This is a genomic window from Streptomyces sp. NPDC016309 (genome assembly GCF_043077235.1).
In the GTDB taxonomy this organism is placed as follows: domain Bacteria; phylum Actinomycetota; class Actinomycetes; order Streptomycetales; family Streptomycetaceae; genus Streptomyces.
Window position 1 is genome coordinate 124,867 of record NZ_JBIBSG010000001.1, and the last position, 15,236, is coordinate 140,102.

The 15,236-nt window shown below is 72.1% G+C and carries 11 protein-coding genes and 1 pseudogene; 7 read left to right on the forward strand and 5 right to left on the reverse strand.

Annotated elements, in window-relative coordinates; genetic code table 11:
- Nucleotides 1-60 precede the first annotated feature (60 nt).
- Nucleotides 61-1,032, reverse strand: a complete 972-nt coding sequence (locus ACF068_RS00510) for an AraC family transcriptional regulator (RefSeq protein WP_392271935.1) — start codon at nucleotides 1,030-1,032, stop codon at nucleotides 61-63.
- A gap of 130 nt (nucleotides 1,033-1,162) precedes the next feature.
- Here ACF068_RS00510 and ACF068_RS00515 point away from each other — a divergent pair, with 130 nt between their 5' ends.
- From ACF068_RS00515 to ACF068_RS00540, 6 genes and pseudogenes are all read left to right on the forward strand, one after another.
- Nucleotides 1,163-2,104 (forward strand): SDR family oxidoreductase, encoded by a 942-nt coding sequence (locus ACF068_RS00515; RefSeq protein ID WP_392271936.1) that lies wholly within the window; start codon nucleotides 1,163-1,165, stop codon nucleotides 2,102-2,104.
- 262 nt (nucleotides 2,105-2,366) lie between these two features.
- Nucleotides 2,367-4,352, forward strand: coding sequence for an alpha-1,4-glucan--maltose-1-phosphate maltosyltransferase (locus ACF068_RS00520; RefSeq protein ID WP_392272662.1), 1,986 nt, complete (start codon nucleotides 2,367-2,369; stop codon nucleotides 4,350-4,352).
- Nucleotides 4,349-6,040, forward strand: a pseudogene (gene treS, locus ACF068_RS00525) (maltose alpha-D-glucosyltransferase); the annotation flags it as partial. The gene ACF068_RS00520 and the pseudogene treS, both read left to right, overlap by 4 nt.
- A gap of 448 nt (nucleotides 6,041-6,488) precedes the next feature.
- Nucleotides 6,489-7,871: a maltokinase gene (locus ACF068_RS00530; protein WP_392271937.1), complete on the forward strand. Its 1,383-nt coding sequence runs from the start codon at nucleotides 6,489-6,491 to the stop codon at nucleotides 7,869-7,871.
- 210 nt (nucleotides 7,872-8,081) lie between these two features.
- Nucleotides 8,082-10,289: a 1,4-alpha-glucan branching enzyme gene (glgB, locus tag ACF068_RS00535; protein ID WP_392272663.1), complete on the forward strand. Its 2,208-nt coding sequence runs from the start codon at nucleotides 8,082-8,084 to the stop codon at nucleotides 10,287-10,289.
- Nucleotides 10,290-10,365: 76 nt separating this feature from the next.
- Entirely contained in the window at nucleotides 10,366-10,671 is a 306-nt protein-coding gene (locus ACF068_RS00540; RefSeq protein ID WP_392271938.1) for a hypothetical protein, read from the forward strand.
- Here ACF068_RS00540 and ACF068_RS00545 read toward each other — a convergent pair.
- The 4 genes from ACF068_RS00545 to ACF068_RS00560 all read right to left on the reverse strand — a co-directional run bounded on the left by ACF068_RS00545 (nucleotide 10,661) and on the right by ACF068_RS00560 (nucleotide 14,294).
- On the reverse strand, nucleotides 10,661-12,883 hold the full coding sequence (locus tag ACF068_RS00545; RefSeq protein ID WP_392271939.1) for a HelD family protein: 2,223 nt from the start codon (nucleotides 12,881-12,883) through the stop codon (nucleotides 10,661-10,663). The two genes, ACF068_RS00540 and ACF068_RS00545, sit on opposite strands and share 11 nt — an antisense overlap.
- A gap of 147 nt (nucleotides 12,884-13,030) precedes the next feature.
- Nucleotides 13,031-13,366, reverse strand: a complete 336-nt coding sequence (trxA, locus tag ACF068_RS00550; RefSeq protein WP_392271940.1) for a thioredoxin — start codon at nucleotides 13,364-13,366, stop codon at nucleotides 13,031-13,033.
- Nucleotides 13,363-13,752 (reverse strand): MerR family transcriptional regulator, encoded by a 390-nt coding sequence (locus tag ACF068_RS00555; protein WP_392271941.1) that lies wholly within the window; start codon nucleotides 13,750-13,752, stop codon nucleotides 13,363-13,365. The genes trxA and ACF068_RS00555 overlap by 4 nt, the downstream gene beginning before the upstream one ends.
- 29 nt (nucleotides 13,753-13,781) lie before the next feature.
- On the reverse strand, nucleotides 13,782-14,294 hold the full coding sequence (locus tag ACF068_RS00560; RefSeq protein ID WP_392271942.1) for an Lrp/AsnC family transcriptional regulator: 513 nt from the start codon (nucleotides 14,292-14,294) through the stop codon (nucleotides 13,782-13,784).
- A gap of 45 nt (nucleotides 14,295-14,339) precedes the next feature.
- On the opposite strand from ACF068_RS00560, the gene ACF068_RS00565 reads away from it, so the two are divergent.
- Nucleotides 14,340-15,215: an NAD-dependent epimerase/dehydratase family protein gene (locus ACF068_RS00565; protein WP_392271943.1), complete on the forward strand. Its 876-nt coding sequence runs from the start codon at nucleotides 14,340-14,342 to the stop codon at nucleotides 15,213-15,215.
- The last annotated feature ends 21 nt before the right edge of the window (nucleotides 15,216-15,236 follow it).

Below are 15,236 nucleotides of genomic sequence, written 5' to 3' on the forward strand. Positions count from 1 at the left end.
ACGGCAATGAACGTCCGTCCAATGGTCCTTAAGAACCGGCCAGTCCGCGTCCGGAAACCATTAGGCGGCGCGTGCCGCGCCCGCCCGGTACTCACCGGGAGTGACGCCGAACCATTTGCGGAACGCAAGGTGGAAACCGACCGCGCTCTGGTAGCCGACCCGCTGCGGGACCGCCGACTGGGGCAGCGACGTCTCGCCCAGCAGCCGCGCCGCCTCCTGCATGCGCCGTCCGGTCAGATGGCGCGCCGGTGCCTCGCCGACGAGCGCGCGGAACGCGGCGGTGAACGCGGAGCGGGACATGCCGACCTCCCGGGCGAGCGACTCGATGGTCCAGGGCTCGGCGAACCGGGTCGCGATCATCACCAGGGCGCGGCTCACGCCCGGGTGGCGCAGGACCGGCAGGGACGCCGGGTTCTCCGCGAACTCGCGCAGCAGCGGGCGCAGCGCGAGCACCAGGGCCATCTCGAAGGCCCGCAGCGTGATGAGCCGGTCGCCGGGGCCGATGGGCCGGTCGGGGGCGGCGAGCAGCCGGAGGGTGTCCCGCAGCAGCGGTTCGCGGCCGACCTGGGAGCCGTCCAGGACCAGGGCCCAGGGCAGCGCCTTGTACAGACCGGTGGCGGCGCTGGAGTCGTAGTGCAGCCCGGCGCACAGCAGCCGGCTCTCCGGTCCGGTGCCGCCGATGCGGATCTCGCCGGAGGTGCCGGGCTCCCGCTCCGGCAGGACCGCCTTGAGCGGCACGCCCTGCCGGCCGGGCCGGTCGGAGAGCCGGTGCGCGGTGCCGGTGGGGAAGACGGCCAGGTCACCGGCGTGCAGTTGCTGGGGCGGCTGGCCCTCGGCGGTGATCCAGCAGCCGCCCTCGACGATGTAGTGGAGGACGGCGCAGCCCTGCTCGGCGTCGCCCTCGATGGCCCAGGGGGCGCGGACGTGCCAGCGGCTGTCGAAGACGCCGGTGAGCCGCAGTGGTTGCAGCAGCTCACTGAGGAGGTCGTCGTGCCGGTCGTCGTTCCCGGTTTCGGTGCGCACGGTGTCCATGGACGATCCTTCAACCCCCGCCCCGAATTGTTAATTGATCGGCCAAAGCCGCCGCCGCCAGCCTGAGTGAACGCCTTCATGGCAGCAGTCACACCCTATCGAAGGGCCGATCAGGCATATGTCGGAGCAGATGTCCGAGCAGAATCGGATGCGGGTAGCAGTGGTGGGAGCGACCGGTTTCCAGGGGGGTGCGGTGGCCCGGTTGCTGACCGAGCGTGACCACCGGGTGCGTACGCTCTCCCGCCGTCCCGAGGGCGACCGGCCCCCGCTGCCCGGGGTCTCGTGCGCCACCGGCGACCTCGGTGACGCCGAGGCCGTACGGCAGCTCTTCACCGGGGCGACGCACGCCGCGGTGGTGATGCCGCTGGTGTACGAGGCGGAGCGGGTGCGCGCCTACGCCCGGAACGTCGCGGACGCGGCGGTGGAGGCGGGGGTGCGGCGCCTGGTGTACAACGCCAACACCCGGGTGCCGCGCGCCGCCACCGACGTGGCGGCCTTCGAGACCCGCCGGATCGCCGAGGAGGTGCTGCGGGAGAGCGGCGTGCCGCTGGTGGTGCTGCGCCCGCCGGTCTACCTCGACAACCTGTTCAGCCCTTGGAACGGCCCGGCGCTCGTCAACGACGGCATCCTCTCCTATCCGCTGCCGGCGGACGTGCCGACCGCGTGGCTGTCGCACCGCGACCTGGCCGGGGCGGTGTACGCGGCGCTCACCGCGGAGGGCGTGGAGGGGCGGACGTACGACATCGGCGGGGCGCGGGCCCTGACGGGTGATGAACTGGCGGAGGAGTTCGGCAAGGGGCTCGGGCGCCGGGTGCGCTACCGGACGCTGGCCCCGCACGTCTTCGAGCAGGGGCTGGCGCAGGCGATCGGCCCGGTCGCGGCGGCCGGGGTGGCGGGCATCTACCACTACATGGCCGCGGGCCGGGATCCACTGCTGCTGGCGGGCGATGACGGGCTGTCCGCGGAGGCGCTGTCGCTGACGCCCACGCCGGTCGACGCCTGGGTGTCACGCCGGCCGTGGCAGATCTGGGCGAACGATCCGGAGGAGCGGGACGCCCAGACGCTCACCTGAACGCCACTGGACACACCCGAGCGGGAACCGGCCACGATATTCCACTCGAACGGGGCCGGTTCCTTTCGTGTTCGCGTACGCCTGAGTAGTTAACAACACGCCGGATTGCCCACCCGAAGGGTGTGGGTAGGGCTCCTCCGGTACCCGCCCACCCGAGTGAACCCGGACAGGAGCGGTGATGCCTGCGCTCTGCCACTCGTCAACGGAGCAAGTACAAAGAGCGATACCCCGTACGCAACCCTCAGGTGATGCCGTGAACTCGCTGATTGGTCGCATTCCCGTTCTCGATGTACGCCCGCTGGTCGACTGCGGCAGAAGGCCCGCCAAGGCGGTGGTCGGCGAAACCTTCCAGATTACGGCCACGGTCTTCCGCGAGGGGCACGACGCCGTGGCCGCGAACGTGGTGCTGACGGACCCGGCCGGCAAGCCGGGCCCGTTCACCCCGATGCGGGAACTGGCGCCCGGCACCGACCGCTGGGGCGCCGAGGTCACTCCGACGGCGGAGGGGCGGTGGACCTATACCGTCGAGGCCTGGAGCGACCCCATCGCCACCTGGCGCCACACCGCCGGCATCAAGGTCCCGGCCGGCATCGACACCGCCCTGGTCCTCGCCGAGGGCGCCACGCTGCACGAACGGGCCGCCGACGGCGTACCGAAGGGCGAGGGCCGCGAGGCCGTGCTCGCCGTGGTGGACGCCCTGCGGGACGAGCGGCGCTCCGCCGAGGACCGGCTCGCGGCCGCCCTCGGCACCGAGGCGGTCCAGGCGCTGGCCGCCCATCCGCTGCGCGAACTGGTCTCCGCCGCCAAGCCGTTGCCGTTGCTGGTGGAGCGGGAGAGGGCGCTGTTCGGGTCGTGGTACGAGATGTTCCCGCGCTCCGAGGGGGCCCGCCGGGAAAACGGACGCCTGGTCTCCGGAACGTTCCGCACGGCCGCGGAGCGACTTCCGGCCATCGCCGCGATGGGGTTCGATGTCGTATATCTGCCGCCCATCCACCCCATCGGCACCACCCATCGCAAGGGTCCCAACAACACCCTGACGGCCGGTCCCGACGACGTCGGTGTGCCGTGGGCGATCGGCTCCCCCGAGGGCGGCCACGACGCGGTCCACCCGGACCTGGGCACCCTCGAGGACTTCGACGCCTTCGTCGAACGCGCGCGCGAACTGCGCCTGGAGGTGGCGCTGGACTTCGCGCTCCAGTGCTCGCCGGACCACCCATGGGTCGAGAAGCGCCCGGCGTGGTTCCACCACCGGGCCGACGGCACCATCGCGTACGCCGAGAACCCGCCCAAGAAGTACCAGGACATCTATCCGATCGCGTTCGACCGGGACATGCGCGGCATCATCCGCGAGACGGTGCGCGTACTCCGCCACTGGATGGCCCACGGCGTCCGCATCTTCCGCGTCGACAACCCGCACACCAAGCCCGTGGTGTTCTGGGAGAAGGTCATCGCGACCATCAACAAGAGCGACCCCGACGTGATCTTCCTGGCGGAGGCCTTCACCCGCCCGGCGATGATGCACACCCTGGGCGCGATCGGGTTCCAGCAGTCGTACACGTACTTCACCTGGCGCAACACCAAGCAGGAGCTGACGGAGTACCTCACCGAACTGTCCGGCGACGCCGCCGCCTACATGCGGCCGAACTTCTTCGTGAACACCCCGGACATCCTGCACGCCTACCTCCAGCACGGCGGCCGCCCCGCCTTCGAGGCGCGCGCGGTGCTCGCCGCGACGATGTCCCCGACGTGGGGCGTGTACGCCGGGTACGAACTGTGCGAGAACACCCCGGTGCGGGAGGGCAGCGAGGAGTACCTGGACTCCGAGAAGTACCAACTGCGCCCACGCGACTGGGAGTCGGCCGAGCGGGAGGGCCGCACCATCGCGCCGCTGATCACGAGTCTGAACCGGATCAGGCGCCGCAACGCCGCCCTGCGGACGCTGCGCTCGGTGCACTTCCACCACACCGACGACGACGCCGTCATCGCGTACAGCAAGCGAGCGGGTTCGAACATTGTTCTGACGCTCGTCAACCTCGACCCGCGCCACACCCACGAGGCGACGGTGTCGTTGGACATGCCGGAACTCGGCCTCGACTGGCACGAGACCGTGCCGGTGCGCGATGAGCTCACCGGTGAGACCTATCACTGGGGCAGGGCCAACTATGTGCGCCTCGAGCCGGGTGTCACGCCCGCGCACATCCTTGTCCTGCGACCGTCCCCGCCGATCGGAGGGTCACCCACATCATGATCGTCAACGAGCCCGTCCACGACACGTTCGAGGACACACCGGCAAAGGACCGTGATCCCGACTGGTTCAAACGAGCCGTCTTCTACGAGGTTCTGGTGCGTTCGTTCCAGGACAGCAACGGCGACGGCGTCGGCGACCTCAAGGGCATCACCGCCAAGCTGGACTACCTGCAGTGGCTCGGGGTCGACTGCCTCTGGCTCCCGCCGTTCTTCAAGTCCCCTCTGCGGGACGGCGGTTACGACGTATCGGACTACACCTCCGTACTGCCCGAATTCGGCGACCTGGCCGACTTCGTCGAGTTCGTCGATGCCGCCCACCAGCGCGGCATGCGAGTGATCATCGACTTCGTGATGAACCACACCAGCGACCAGCACCCGTGGTTCCAGGAATCCCGCAGCGACCCCGACGGCCCCTACGGCGACTACTACGTCTGGGCCGACGACGACAAGCAGTTCCAGGACGCGCGGATCATCTTCGTCGACACCGAGACGTCCAACTGGACCTTCGACCCGGTGCGCAAGCAGTACTACTGGCACCGGTTCTTCTCCCACCAGCCGGACCTGAACTACGAGAACCCGGCCGTGCAGCAGGAGATCCTGTCCGCACTGCGCTTCTGGCTCGACCTGGGCATCGACGGGTTCCGCCTGGACGCCGTGCCGTACCTGTACCAGCAGGAGGGCAGCAACTGCGAGAACCTCCCGGCCACCCACGCCTTCCTCAAGCGGGTGCGCAAGGAGATCGACGCCTCCTACCCCGACACCGTGCTGCTCGCCGAGGCCAACCAGTGGCCCGAGGACGTCGTCGACTACTTCGGCGACTTCTCGGCCGGCGGCGACGAGTGCCACATGGCGTTCCACTTCCCGGTCATGCCGCGCATCTTCATGGCGGTGCGCCGGGAGTCCCGCTACCCCGTCTCCGAAGTCCTGGCGAAGACCCCGGCGATCCCGGCGAACTGCCAGTGGGGCATCTTCCTGCGCAACCACGACGAGCTGACGCTGGAGATGGTCACCGACGAGGAGCGCGACTACATGTACGCGGAGTACGCCAAGGACCCGCGGATGCGCGCCAACATCGGCATCCGGCGGCGCCTGGCCCCGCTGCTCGACAACGACCGCAACCAGATCGAGCTCTTCACCGCGCTGCTGCTGTCCCTGCCCGGCTCGCCGATCCTCTACTACGGGGACGAGATCGGGATGGGCGACAACATCTGGCTGGGCGACCGCGACGGCGTCCGCACGCCCATGCAGTGGACGCCCGACCGCAACGCCGGCTTCTCGTCCTGCGACCCGGGACGGCTGTACCTGCCGACGATCATGGACCCGGTCTACGGCTACCAGGTCACCAACGTCGAGGCGTCCATGGCGTCCCCGTCGTCGCTGCTGCACTGGACCCGCCGGATGATCGAGATCCGCAAGCAGAACCCGGCCTTCGGCCTGGGCTCGTACACCGAGCTGCCGTCGTCCAACCCGGCCGTCCTCGCCTTCCTGCGGGAGTACGGGGACGACCTGGTGATGTGCGTGCACAACTTCTCCCGCTTCCCGCAGCCCACCGAACTGGACCTGCGGCGCTTCAACGGGATGCACCCGGTGGAGCTGATCGGTGGGGTCCGCTTCCCCGCGATCGGCGAATGGCCGTACCTGCTCACCCTCGCGGGGCACGGCTTCTACTGGTTCCGCCTCCGCCAGGACCCGGTGAAGCCGGCCACGGGCCGGACGGTCACGGAAGCCACCGTCGCCACGTCCGCCCCGGTGATCCCGGCAGGCTCCGGCGCGGTGACGACGCCGGGCGCGGCCCGTGCCGGGGCGGCGGCCGTGGCCGTGCCGGGCGCGGCGGGCGGCGAGGCGGCTCCCGGGCGGGCCGCTCCGGAGCGGGTGACCGTGCCCGGCCGGGTGCCGGCCGGCGGGGACCGGGGCCCGTCCCCCGCCGGCGGCGGGGCGGCCGGGAAGGGGTGAGGACATCAGGGCGGGGCGTTTCCGTCGCCCCGCCCTGGGCACTCTCCCCCTCATACGTCGATTCGGGTCTATCTCGACCATCCCCGCCCGACACGTCCCGCACAGCCGGACAGCACTCGCCGCATTCCGGGACACTCTGCACGTTCTGTGCATTTCGTAGTGCCCGGGGAAAGGACGCGCTGCCATGTCGGAGACCGCATCCACCGCCCGGGCTCCGGTCGCCCTGCTCCCCTCCCTGGTGCCGCTGCTGCACGAATGGCTGCCGCGCCAGCGCTGGTTCGCCGGGAAAGGCCGCCCCGTCACCGCTTTCACCCTCGTCTCGGTGACCGAACTGCTCCCGCTCGACACCACCGGACCCGGTCTGCTGCACCTGCTCGTGCGGGTCCAGCAGCCCGGCGCCGGCACCGCCTCCCAGGGCGACTGCTACCAGTTGCTGCTGGGCGTGCGGAACACCCTGCCGCCGCAGCTCGCCCCCGCGCTCATCGGCCGCGTCCCGGACGGACCGCTCGCCGGGCGCACGGTCTACGAGGGGCTCAGCGACCCACGGCTCGCGGCGCTGCTGCTGGAACGATTGCGCACTCCCGGCCCGATGGGTCCGCTGCGGTTCTCCCGGACCGTCGCCATCCCCGAGGGCCTCACGCCCCGCGTCCTGGACACGGAGCAGTCCAACTCGTCGCTCGTGTACGGCGACCAGTACATCCTGAAGGTGTTCCGCCGGGTCTACCCGGGCGCCAACCCCGACCTGGAGCTGCCGCTCGCGCTCGCCCGCGCGGGCTGCACCCGGGTTCCCGCGCCCGTCGCCTGGTACGAGACGGGCAACGGCCGGCCGGAGGCCAGCACCCTGGGCGTCCTCCAGCCCTATCTGCGCGGGTCGCAGGACGGCTGGCAGCTCGCCCTGGACGCCCTCGCCGCCGGCCGGGACTTCACCGCCGAGGCGCGGGCGCTCGGCCGGGCCACCGCCGAGGTGCACACCGCGCTGGCGGACGCCCTCCCGACAGTGGCCCTGGGCCGCCCGCAGACCGAGAACCTGGTCCACGGGATGGGCCGCCGGCTGGACGCCGCCGCCCAGGCGGTACCCGCGCTGATGCCGTACGTCCCGGGACTGCGCGCCGCTTTCGAGGCGGTCGGCGCGGCCCGGACGGAGGGGTTGCTCGGGCGGGCCCAGCGGGTCCACGGCGACCTTCACCTGGGCCAGACCCTCCGTACCGGGGACGGCGACTGGTCGGTGATCGACTTCGAGGGGGAGCCCGCGAAGCCGCTCGCCGAACGCCGCCGCCCGCAGCCGCCGGTGCGCGACGTGGCCGGCATGCTGCGTTCCTTCGACTACGCGGCCCGCTCGCACCACCCCTGGAACCCCGACTGGGCCGAACGGTGCCGGGACGCCTACTGCACCGGATACGCCGAGGCCTCGGGCGCCGACCCGCGCGACGAGCCCGAGCTGCTGCGCGCGTACGAGACGGACAAGGCGGTCTACGAGGTCCTGTACGAGGCCCGGCACCGCCCCGACTGGCTCCCGGTCCCGATGGCGGCCATCCACCGCCTGGCCGCGCAGACCACCACTCCGTGATGTGAACGCCCCTTGAGGAGGCTTCTCCCCGTGACCCCCCGTCGCCCCACCCGTAACCCGGCCGCCCCGGCAGCCAAGAAGGCCCCGGCCACCACCAAGGCCCCGGGAGCACCGGCCGCGCCGGCACCCGAGAAGGCGCCCGCGGCGCCCGCGTCCACCGCGCCTCCCGCACCCGCCGTCAGGCAGACCCCGCTGGGGGACGCCACCACCCTGCCCACGCCGCCGCCCGGCGCCACGCCCCGGCCGCGGGCGGCCGCCGACGGGGTGGTCGCCGCGCCGCTGGACCCGGCCGACCGGGGGCGGCTGCTCGCCGGTGAGCACCACGACCCGCACGCCCTGCTGGGCGCCCACCCGGTCGACGGCGGGATCGCGATCAGGGCCCTGCGCCCGTGCGCGCGCGGCGTGACCGTGGTCGTCGACGGGGTGGGCACCGAGCTGCACGACGACGGCGACGGACTGTTCTCGGTGGTGCTGCCGCTGTCCGCGGTGCCCGCGTACACGCTGCGGACGGCGTACGACTCCGCCGTCGCCGAGGGGGACGACCCGTACCGCTTCCTGCCGGCGCTCGGCGAGCTGGACCTGCACCTGATCGGCGAGGGCCGGCACGAGGAGCTGTGGAAGGCGCTCGGCGCCCACCCGATGACCCACCAGGGCGTCACCGGCACCCGCTTCACGGTGTGGGCGCCCAACGCGCGCGGGGTGCGGCTGGTCGGCGAGTTCAACTACTGGGACGCCGGCACCGGCCTGCCGCTGCGGTCGCTGGGGAGCACCGGGGTGTGGGAGCTGTTCGTCCCGGGCCTGGGCGAGGGGGCGCTGTACAAGTTCGCCGTCACCGGGCCGGACGGGCACTGCTCGCTGCGCGCCGACCCGATGGCCCGCCGCACCCAGTGCCCGCCGGAGACGGCGTCCGTCGTCACGGCCTCGCACTACGAGTGGCAGGACCGCGACTGGATGGCCCACCGCGGCGACCGGCCCGTCCACGAGGCGCCCTTCTCGGTGTACGAGGTGCACCTGCCGTCCTGGCGGCCGGGCCTGACCTACCGTGAGCTTGCCGACGAGCTGCCCGCCTACGTCAAGGGCCTGGGCTTCACGCACGTCGAGCTGATGCCGGTGGCCGAGCACCCCTACAGCCCGTCCTGGGGCTACCAGGTCACCTCGTACTACGCGCCCACGGCCCGCCTCGGCAGCCCCGACGACTTCAAGTTCTTCGTCGACGCCTGCCACCGCGCCGGGCTCGGCGTCCTCGTCGACTGGGTGCCGGCCCACTTCCCGAAGGACGACTGGGCGCTGGCCCGCTTCGACGGCACCCCGCTGTACGAGCACCCGGACCCGCGGCGCGCCGAGCACCCCGACTGGGGGACGCTGGAGTTCGACTACGGCCGTACCGAGGTGCGCAACTTCCTGGTCGCGAACGCGGTCTACTGGTGCGAGGAGTTCCACGTCGACGGCCTGCGGGTCGACGCGGTCGCCTCGATGCTGTACCTGGACTACTCGCGCGAGGGCGGCGAGTGGCTGCCCAACGAGCACGGCGGCCGGGAGAACTTCGACGCGGTGGCCTTCCTCCAGGAGATGAACGCCACGGTCTACCGCCGCTGCCCGGGTGTGGTCACCATCGCCGAGGAGTCCACCGCGTGGGAGGGCGTCACCCGTCCGACCGACAGCGGCGGGCTGGGCTTCGGGCTGAAGTGGAACATGGGCTGGATGCACGACTCGCTGGTGTACGTCTCCAAGGAGCCCGTGCACCGCAAGTACCACCACAACGAGATGACGTTCTCGATGGTGTACGCGTACAGCGAGAACTACGTGCTGCCCATCTCCCACGACGAGGTGGTGCACGGCAAGCAGGCCCTGGTGACCAAGATGCCGGGCGACTGGTGGCAGCGACGCGCCAACCAGCGTGCCTACCTGGGCTTCATGTGGGCGCACCCGGGCAAGCAGTTGCTGTTCATGGGGCAGGAGTTCGCCCAGGGGGCGGAGTGGTCGGAGGCGCACGGCCCGGAGTGGTGGCTGACGGAGGACGGCTACCACTCGGCGGGCGACCACCGCGGGATGCGGGACCTGGTCCGCGACCTGAACGCGGTCTACACGGCGACGCCCGCGCTGTGGGAGCGGGACACCGTCCCGGAGGGCTTCCAGTGGTCGCTCGGTGACGCCGCCGAGGACAACGTGTTCGCCTTCCTGCGGTACGACGCGCAGGGCGCGCCGCTGCTGTCGGTGAGCAACTTCTCGCCGGTGGTGCGCGAGGACTACGGGCTGTGGGTGCCGGACCGGATCGCGGCGTGGGCGGAGGTCCTGAACACCGACGCCACGGAGTACGGCGGCAGCGGGGTGCGCACCGCCGGCCCGGTGAAGCCGGAGGGCGGGCACGTCCGGCTGACGCTGCCGCCGCTGGCGACGGTGTGGCTGAAGCCGGCCTGACCGGACGGGCCGCCGTGGCGCGCGGCGGCCGAAAACGGTGTGCGGGGAGGCCGGCCGGCGGGTGACGATGACCGCCATGACCGACCTTCCCGCACAGACCCTGCTGGTCTTCGACCGTGATGACTGGGTGTACGTCCTGCCCTCGTTCGACGCCGCGGCGCACGAGCTGGAGGCCGTGGACGTGGCCGGCGGGGAGTACGAGGCGTTCACGCTGGACGGCGAACGCGTCGCGCTCACCGCGCCCGGGGGGTGGCGGGGCCCGGTCGTCGTCGGGCCGACCGGGCGGCGTGACCCGGAAGCGCTGCGGGAGCGGATCGAGCGGAGTTCGGGTTCGCCCGCGCCCACGCCCGAGGAGCTGGCCCGGCTCCACCTCAACCGCTGACCCGGACCACCCCCAGCCGCTGGGTGGCTCGGGTCAGCGCCACGTAGAGGTCGTTGACGCCGTGCGGCCCGCCGGACCGGATGCCCTCCGGGTCGGCGACGATCACGGTGTCGAACTCCAGGCCCTTCGCCTGGCGCGGCTCCAGCAGGACGACCGGCCGGGTGAGGTCGGGTTCCGGTCCGCGGGAGGCTTCGGGGAGGGCCGCGCCGAGCGCCGGGAGCCGGCCGGGCGGGGCGATCACGGCGAGCCGTCCCTCGGCGGGCCGTTCCCGGCGTACGGCCTCGGCGACCTCGCCGGGCAGGTCGTCCGTGGTCCGCTCCCAGGGCGCCACGCCCGTGGACCGCACGGAGCGGGGCGGGACGAAGTCCGGGTCCTCGGCGCGCCGCACCGCCGCCGCGACCTCCATGATCTCGGCGGGCGTGCGGTAGTTGACGCCGAGGCGGACGTGCTCGTAGCGGTCGCCGACGTACGGGCCGAGGATGTCCTGCCAGGAGCCGCAGCCGGCCGCGTCGCCGGTCTGGGCGGGGTCGCCGACCAGGGTCATCGAGCGGGTGGGGACGCGGCGCATCAGCAGCCGCCACGCCATGGCGGACAGTTCCTGTGCCTCGTCGACGATGACGTGCCCGAAGGCCCAGGTGCGGTCCGCGGCGGCGCGTTCGGCGGCGCTGCGGTGGTCGGCCTCCTCGTGGCGCTCGGCGAACCGTTCGGCGTCGATGATGTCGTGGGCGCCGAGCACCTCCGACTCCTCGTCCTCGAACTCGTACGTACGGGAGGCGTAGGAGACGTCCAGCACGCCCTGGGCGTAGGCGATGCGGGCGCTGCGCTCGCGTTCGGCGGCGGCGCGGGCGGCGGTGTCGTCCTCGCCGAGCAGTTCGGCCGCCTCGTCCAGCAGCGGTACGTCGGCCTCGGTCCACGGGCCGCCGGTGCGGCGGACGAACTCGGCCTCGCCGTCCGGGAGGTGGCCGTCGGGCTCGGCGAGGAAGCCGGCGACGAGCTCCTGCGGGGTGAGCGCCGGCCACAGCTCCTCGATCGCGGCGTGGACGTGGGGGCTGGCGGCGATCTCCTTGCGCATCTGGGTGATGTCGCTGGGGTCGAGGAGGTTGGGGCCGCCGAAGGGGTCGGCGCCGAGCCGCTCGGCGAGCTGGTCGGTGAGCGCGTCGATGATCCGGAACGCGAAGCGGGGCCGGGCGAGGTTGTGCGGCAGGCCGGTGCCGCGGGCGTCCCAGCGGGCGTCCTCGGCCATGTTCCGGTCCAGCAGGAGGGTGCCGTAGTCGTCGTGGTCGATCTCGATCGGCGCGTCGGTGGGCGGGACGGTCTGCCGGTCGCGGAGGACCCCGGCGAGGACGTCGGCCATGCCGGCGCGTCCCTTGATCTCGGCGGCCTCGGGGGTGTCGGTGCCGGTGGCGCGGACGCCGGGGAACAGCTCGCCCGGGGTGGCCAGCAGGACGCCGGTCTCGCCGAGGGCGGGCAGCACCTCGCCGATGTAGCCGAGGAAGCCGGAGTTGGGGCCGACGATGAGGACCGCGCGGCGGGCGAGCTGCTCGCGGTGGGCGTAGAGCAGGTAGGCGGCGCGGTGCAGCGCGACGGCGGTCTTGCCGGTGCCGGGGCCGCCCTCGACGACGAGCACGCCCTGGTGCGGGGCGCGGATGACACGGTCCTGTTCGGCCTGGATGGTCTGCACGATGTCGCTCATGCGGCCGGTGCGCGCGGCGTCGAGCGCGGCGAGGAGCACCTCGTCGGCGTCGGGGTTCTCGTGCCCGGTGCGGGTGGTGTCGGTCAGGTCGAGGATCTCGTCGTGCAGCGCGGTGACGTGGCGTCCCTCGGTGGTGATGTGGCGGCGGCGGCGCAGCCCCATCGGCTCGTACCCGGTGGCGAGGTAGAAGGGCCGGGCCACGTCGGCGCGCCAGTCGACGACGAGGGGGGTGCGTTCCTCGTCGTCCTCCCGGATGCCGATGCGCCCGATGTGGTGGTCGCGGCCGTCGCGGAATTCCAGTCGTCCGAAGCAGAGCCCGCTTTCGCCGGCGTCGAAGGCGGCGAGCAGCCCGGACTGTTCGGCGACCAGCACGTCCCGCTCCAGCCGCGCCTGGAACCCGGTGCCGACGTCCTTGAGGGCGGCGCGGACGGCGGTCTCGGCCTGGGTCCGCAGGTGGTCGAGTCGCGCGTAGAGCCCATTGATGAATTGCTGCTCTTTCCGATATTCCTCGGTTGACAATCCAACTCCCGACGCGATACAGTGCGCTTATTGAACTTCTGCGCGCCTTTTGGCGTGCGCGCATGCGAAAACTCAAATATACGCGAGAAAACGCCCCGGCCGCCAATGCGGCCCGGGGCGTTTTCCGTACGTCGGTGCCGCTGTGCCCTAGACCAGCGCGTCCTCCACTTCCTGGAGCAGCCGGCGCTTGGGGCGGGCGCCGACCATCGACTTCACCGGCTCGCCGGCGCGGAACACCAGCAGGGTGGGCATGGACAGCACGTTGTAGCGCGTCACCGTCTCCGGGTTGGTGTCCGCGTCGATCTGCACCACCTTCAGGCGGTCCGCCTCCTCGGCGGCGACCGCGCTCAGCACGGGGGCGAGCTGGCGGCACGGGCCGCACCAGTCGGCCGTGAACTCGACCAGGACCGGGCGGTCGGCGGACAGGACCTCGGTGTCGAAGTCCGCGTCGGTCACCTCGGGCACTCCATGGGCGTGGATCATTCCGTCGTCCTCTCGAATTGGCAGCGTGGTTCGGGCGTCCCGGTCGCCAGCGCGAGCCGGGCGGCGACCTCGGCGCGCACCGCCCGGAGCTGGCCGATCAGGCCGTCCAGCTCGTCGAGCTTGCGCCGGTAGACGTCCAGCGAGGCGGGGCAGGCGTCCCCAGCCGGATGGCCGGCGCGCAGGCAGTCGACGAACGGCCGGGTCTCCTCCAGGTCGAACCCGAAGTCCTGGAGCGTCCGGATCTGCTGGAGCAGCCGCAGGTCGTCCTCGTCGTACGTGCGGTAGCCGTTCTCCGCGCGCCGCGCGCGCAGCAGGCCACGGGACTCGTAGTAGCGCAGGGTCCGGGTGGTCGTGCCCGCGCGCTTCGCCAGCTCGCCGATTCGCATGCCCCCGACGGTAGGGCTTGACGCGGACGTCAAGGCAAGAGCGGTTTGCGCGGCACCGGCGAGGAGAGCACGACCGACGTGGTCGTGCGGCCCAGCGCGGACGTCTGCTCCAGCACGTCCTCCAGGTGGACGGTGTCCGTGACCGCCACCTTGAGGATCCAGCAGTCCTCGCCGACCACGTGGTGGGCCTCCAGGACCTCCGGGCGGTCCAGCAGCTCCAGGGTCCTCGGGTGCCGGAGGGTGTAGCCACCGTGCGGGTCGACCCGGATGAAGGCCTGGATGCCGTAGCCGAGCCGGGCCGGTGACACGTGCGCGCCGTACCCGGTGATGGCACCGCACGTCTCCAGGCGGCGGACGCGTTCGGCGACGGCCGCCGGGCTGAGCCGGACCCGGCGGCCGAGCTCGCTCAGCTTGATGCGGCCGTCGCTCTGGACGAGCTCCAGGATCTGCCGGTCCACCTGGTCGAAGGACACCGCCGTCGTTCCGACGGCCACGGGGCGCGGATGCCGTTGTTCTTTGGGCGCGGCGGCCGGATCTCCCATGGTTCCCCCTTCAGGCTGCGGCCCGTCACCGTAACACTGGTGCCCATGCTCGGAATATGCGTGATCGGCGGGAGCCGGTACTTCGGAAAGCGCCTGGTGAAGCGGCTGTTGGAGGCGGGGCACACCGTCACCGTCGTCAATCGCGGATCGTCCGCGCCGCCCGCCGGGGCCGTGCACCTGATCGCCGACCGTGACGACGAACGGGCCCTGGAAGAGGCGCTCGGTCCGCGGACCTTCGACGTCGTGCTCGACCAGGTCTGCTACACCCCCCGCCAGGCGGAGATCGCCCGGCGGGTCCTCGGGCCGCGCACCCGGCGCTACGTGATGACGTCGACGGTCGAGGTGTACGAGAACGAGGATTCCGCCTCGCCCGTGCGGGAGGAGGCCGTCGATCCGCGCACGGTCGCGGTGGACCTGGACGCCGACCTCCCCTACGGCGAGGGCAAGCGGCAGGCCGAGGCCGTGTTCGCACGGGACCCGTCGCTGCGCTTCACGGCCGTGCGGGTCGCCCATGTCCTGGGTGGCGCCGACGACTTCACCGGTCGCCTCACGCACTACGCGGAAAGGATCGGGGCGGGGCTCCCCGTCGCCGTGGCCCCCGCGGACCGTCCGGCGACCTATGTGTACGTGGAGGAGATCGCGGACTTCCTGGCGTGGGCGGCCGAGCGGGACTTCACCGGGCCGGTGAACGCGGCGTCGCACGGTCCCCTGACGACCCGGGACATCTGCGCGGCCGTCGAGGCGCGGACCGGTGGCCGGGCGGAATTCCGGGAGGTCGGGACGGGCGAGGTGTCCCCCTTCTCCTTCCGGCGCGGATACGCCATGGACAACACCCGTGCCACGGAGCTCGGTTACCCCTTCCGGCACAGTTCCGACTGGCTGGAACGGGCCGTCGGCGAAACCCTCGGGGCCCTGGCGTGAGGTACCTCGGGGACGTCGCGG

Bases quoted from the DNA above. Each gene is read 5' to 3' on its own strand.
- ACF068_RS00560 (WP_392271942.1), bottom strand. From the start codon at position 14,294: ATGGGAGATCCGGCCGCCGCGCCCAAAGAACAACGGCATCCGCGCCCC.
- ACF068_RS00530 (WP_392271937.1), top strand. From the start codon at position 6,489: ATGTCGGAGACCGCATCCACCGCCCGGGCTCCGGTCGCCCTGCTCCCC.
- ACF068_RS00555 (WP_392271941.1), bottom strand. From the start codon at position 13,752: ATGCGAATCGGCGAGCTGGCGAAGCGCGCGGGCACGACCACCCGGACC.
- trxA (WP_392271940.1), bottom strand. From the start codon at position 13,366: ATGATCCACGCCCATGGAGTGCCCGAGGTGACCGACGCGGACTTCGAC.
- ACF068_RS00565 (WP_392271943.1), top strand. From the start codon at position 14,340: ATGCTCGGAATATGCGTGATCGGCGGGAGCCGGTACTTCGGAAAGCGC.
- ACF068_RS00515 (WP_392271936.1), top strand. From the start codon at position 1,163: ATGTCCGAGCAGAATCGGATGCGGGTAGCAGTGGTGGGAGCGACCGGT.
- ACF068_RS00540 (WP_392271938.1), top strand. From the start codon at position 10,366: ATGACCGACCTTCCCGCACAGACCCTGCTGGTCTTCGACCGTGATGAC.
- ACF068_RS00510 (WP_392271935.1), bottom strand. From the start codon at position 1,032: ATGGACACCGTGCGCACCGAAACCGGGAACGACGACCGGCACGACGAC.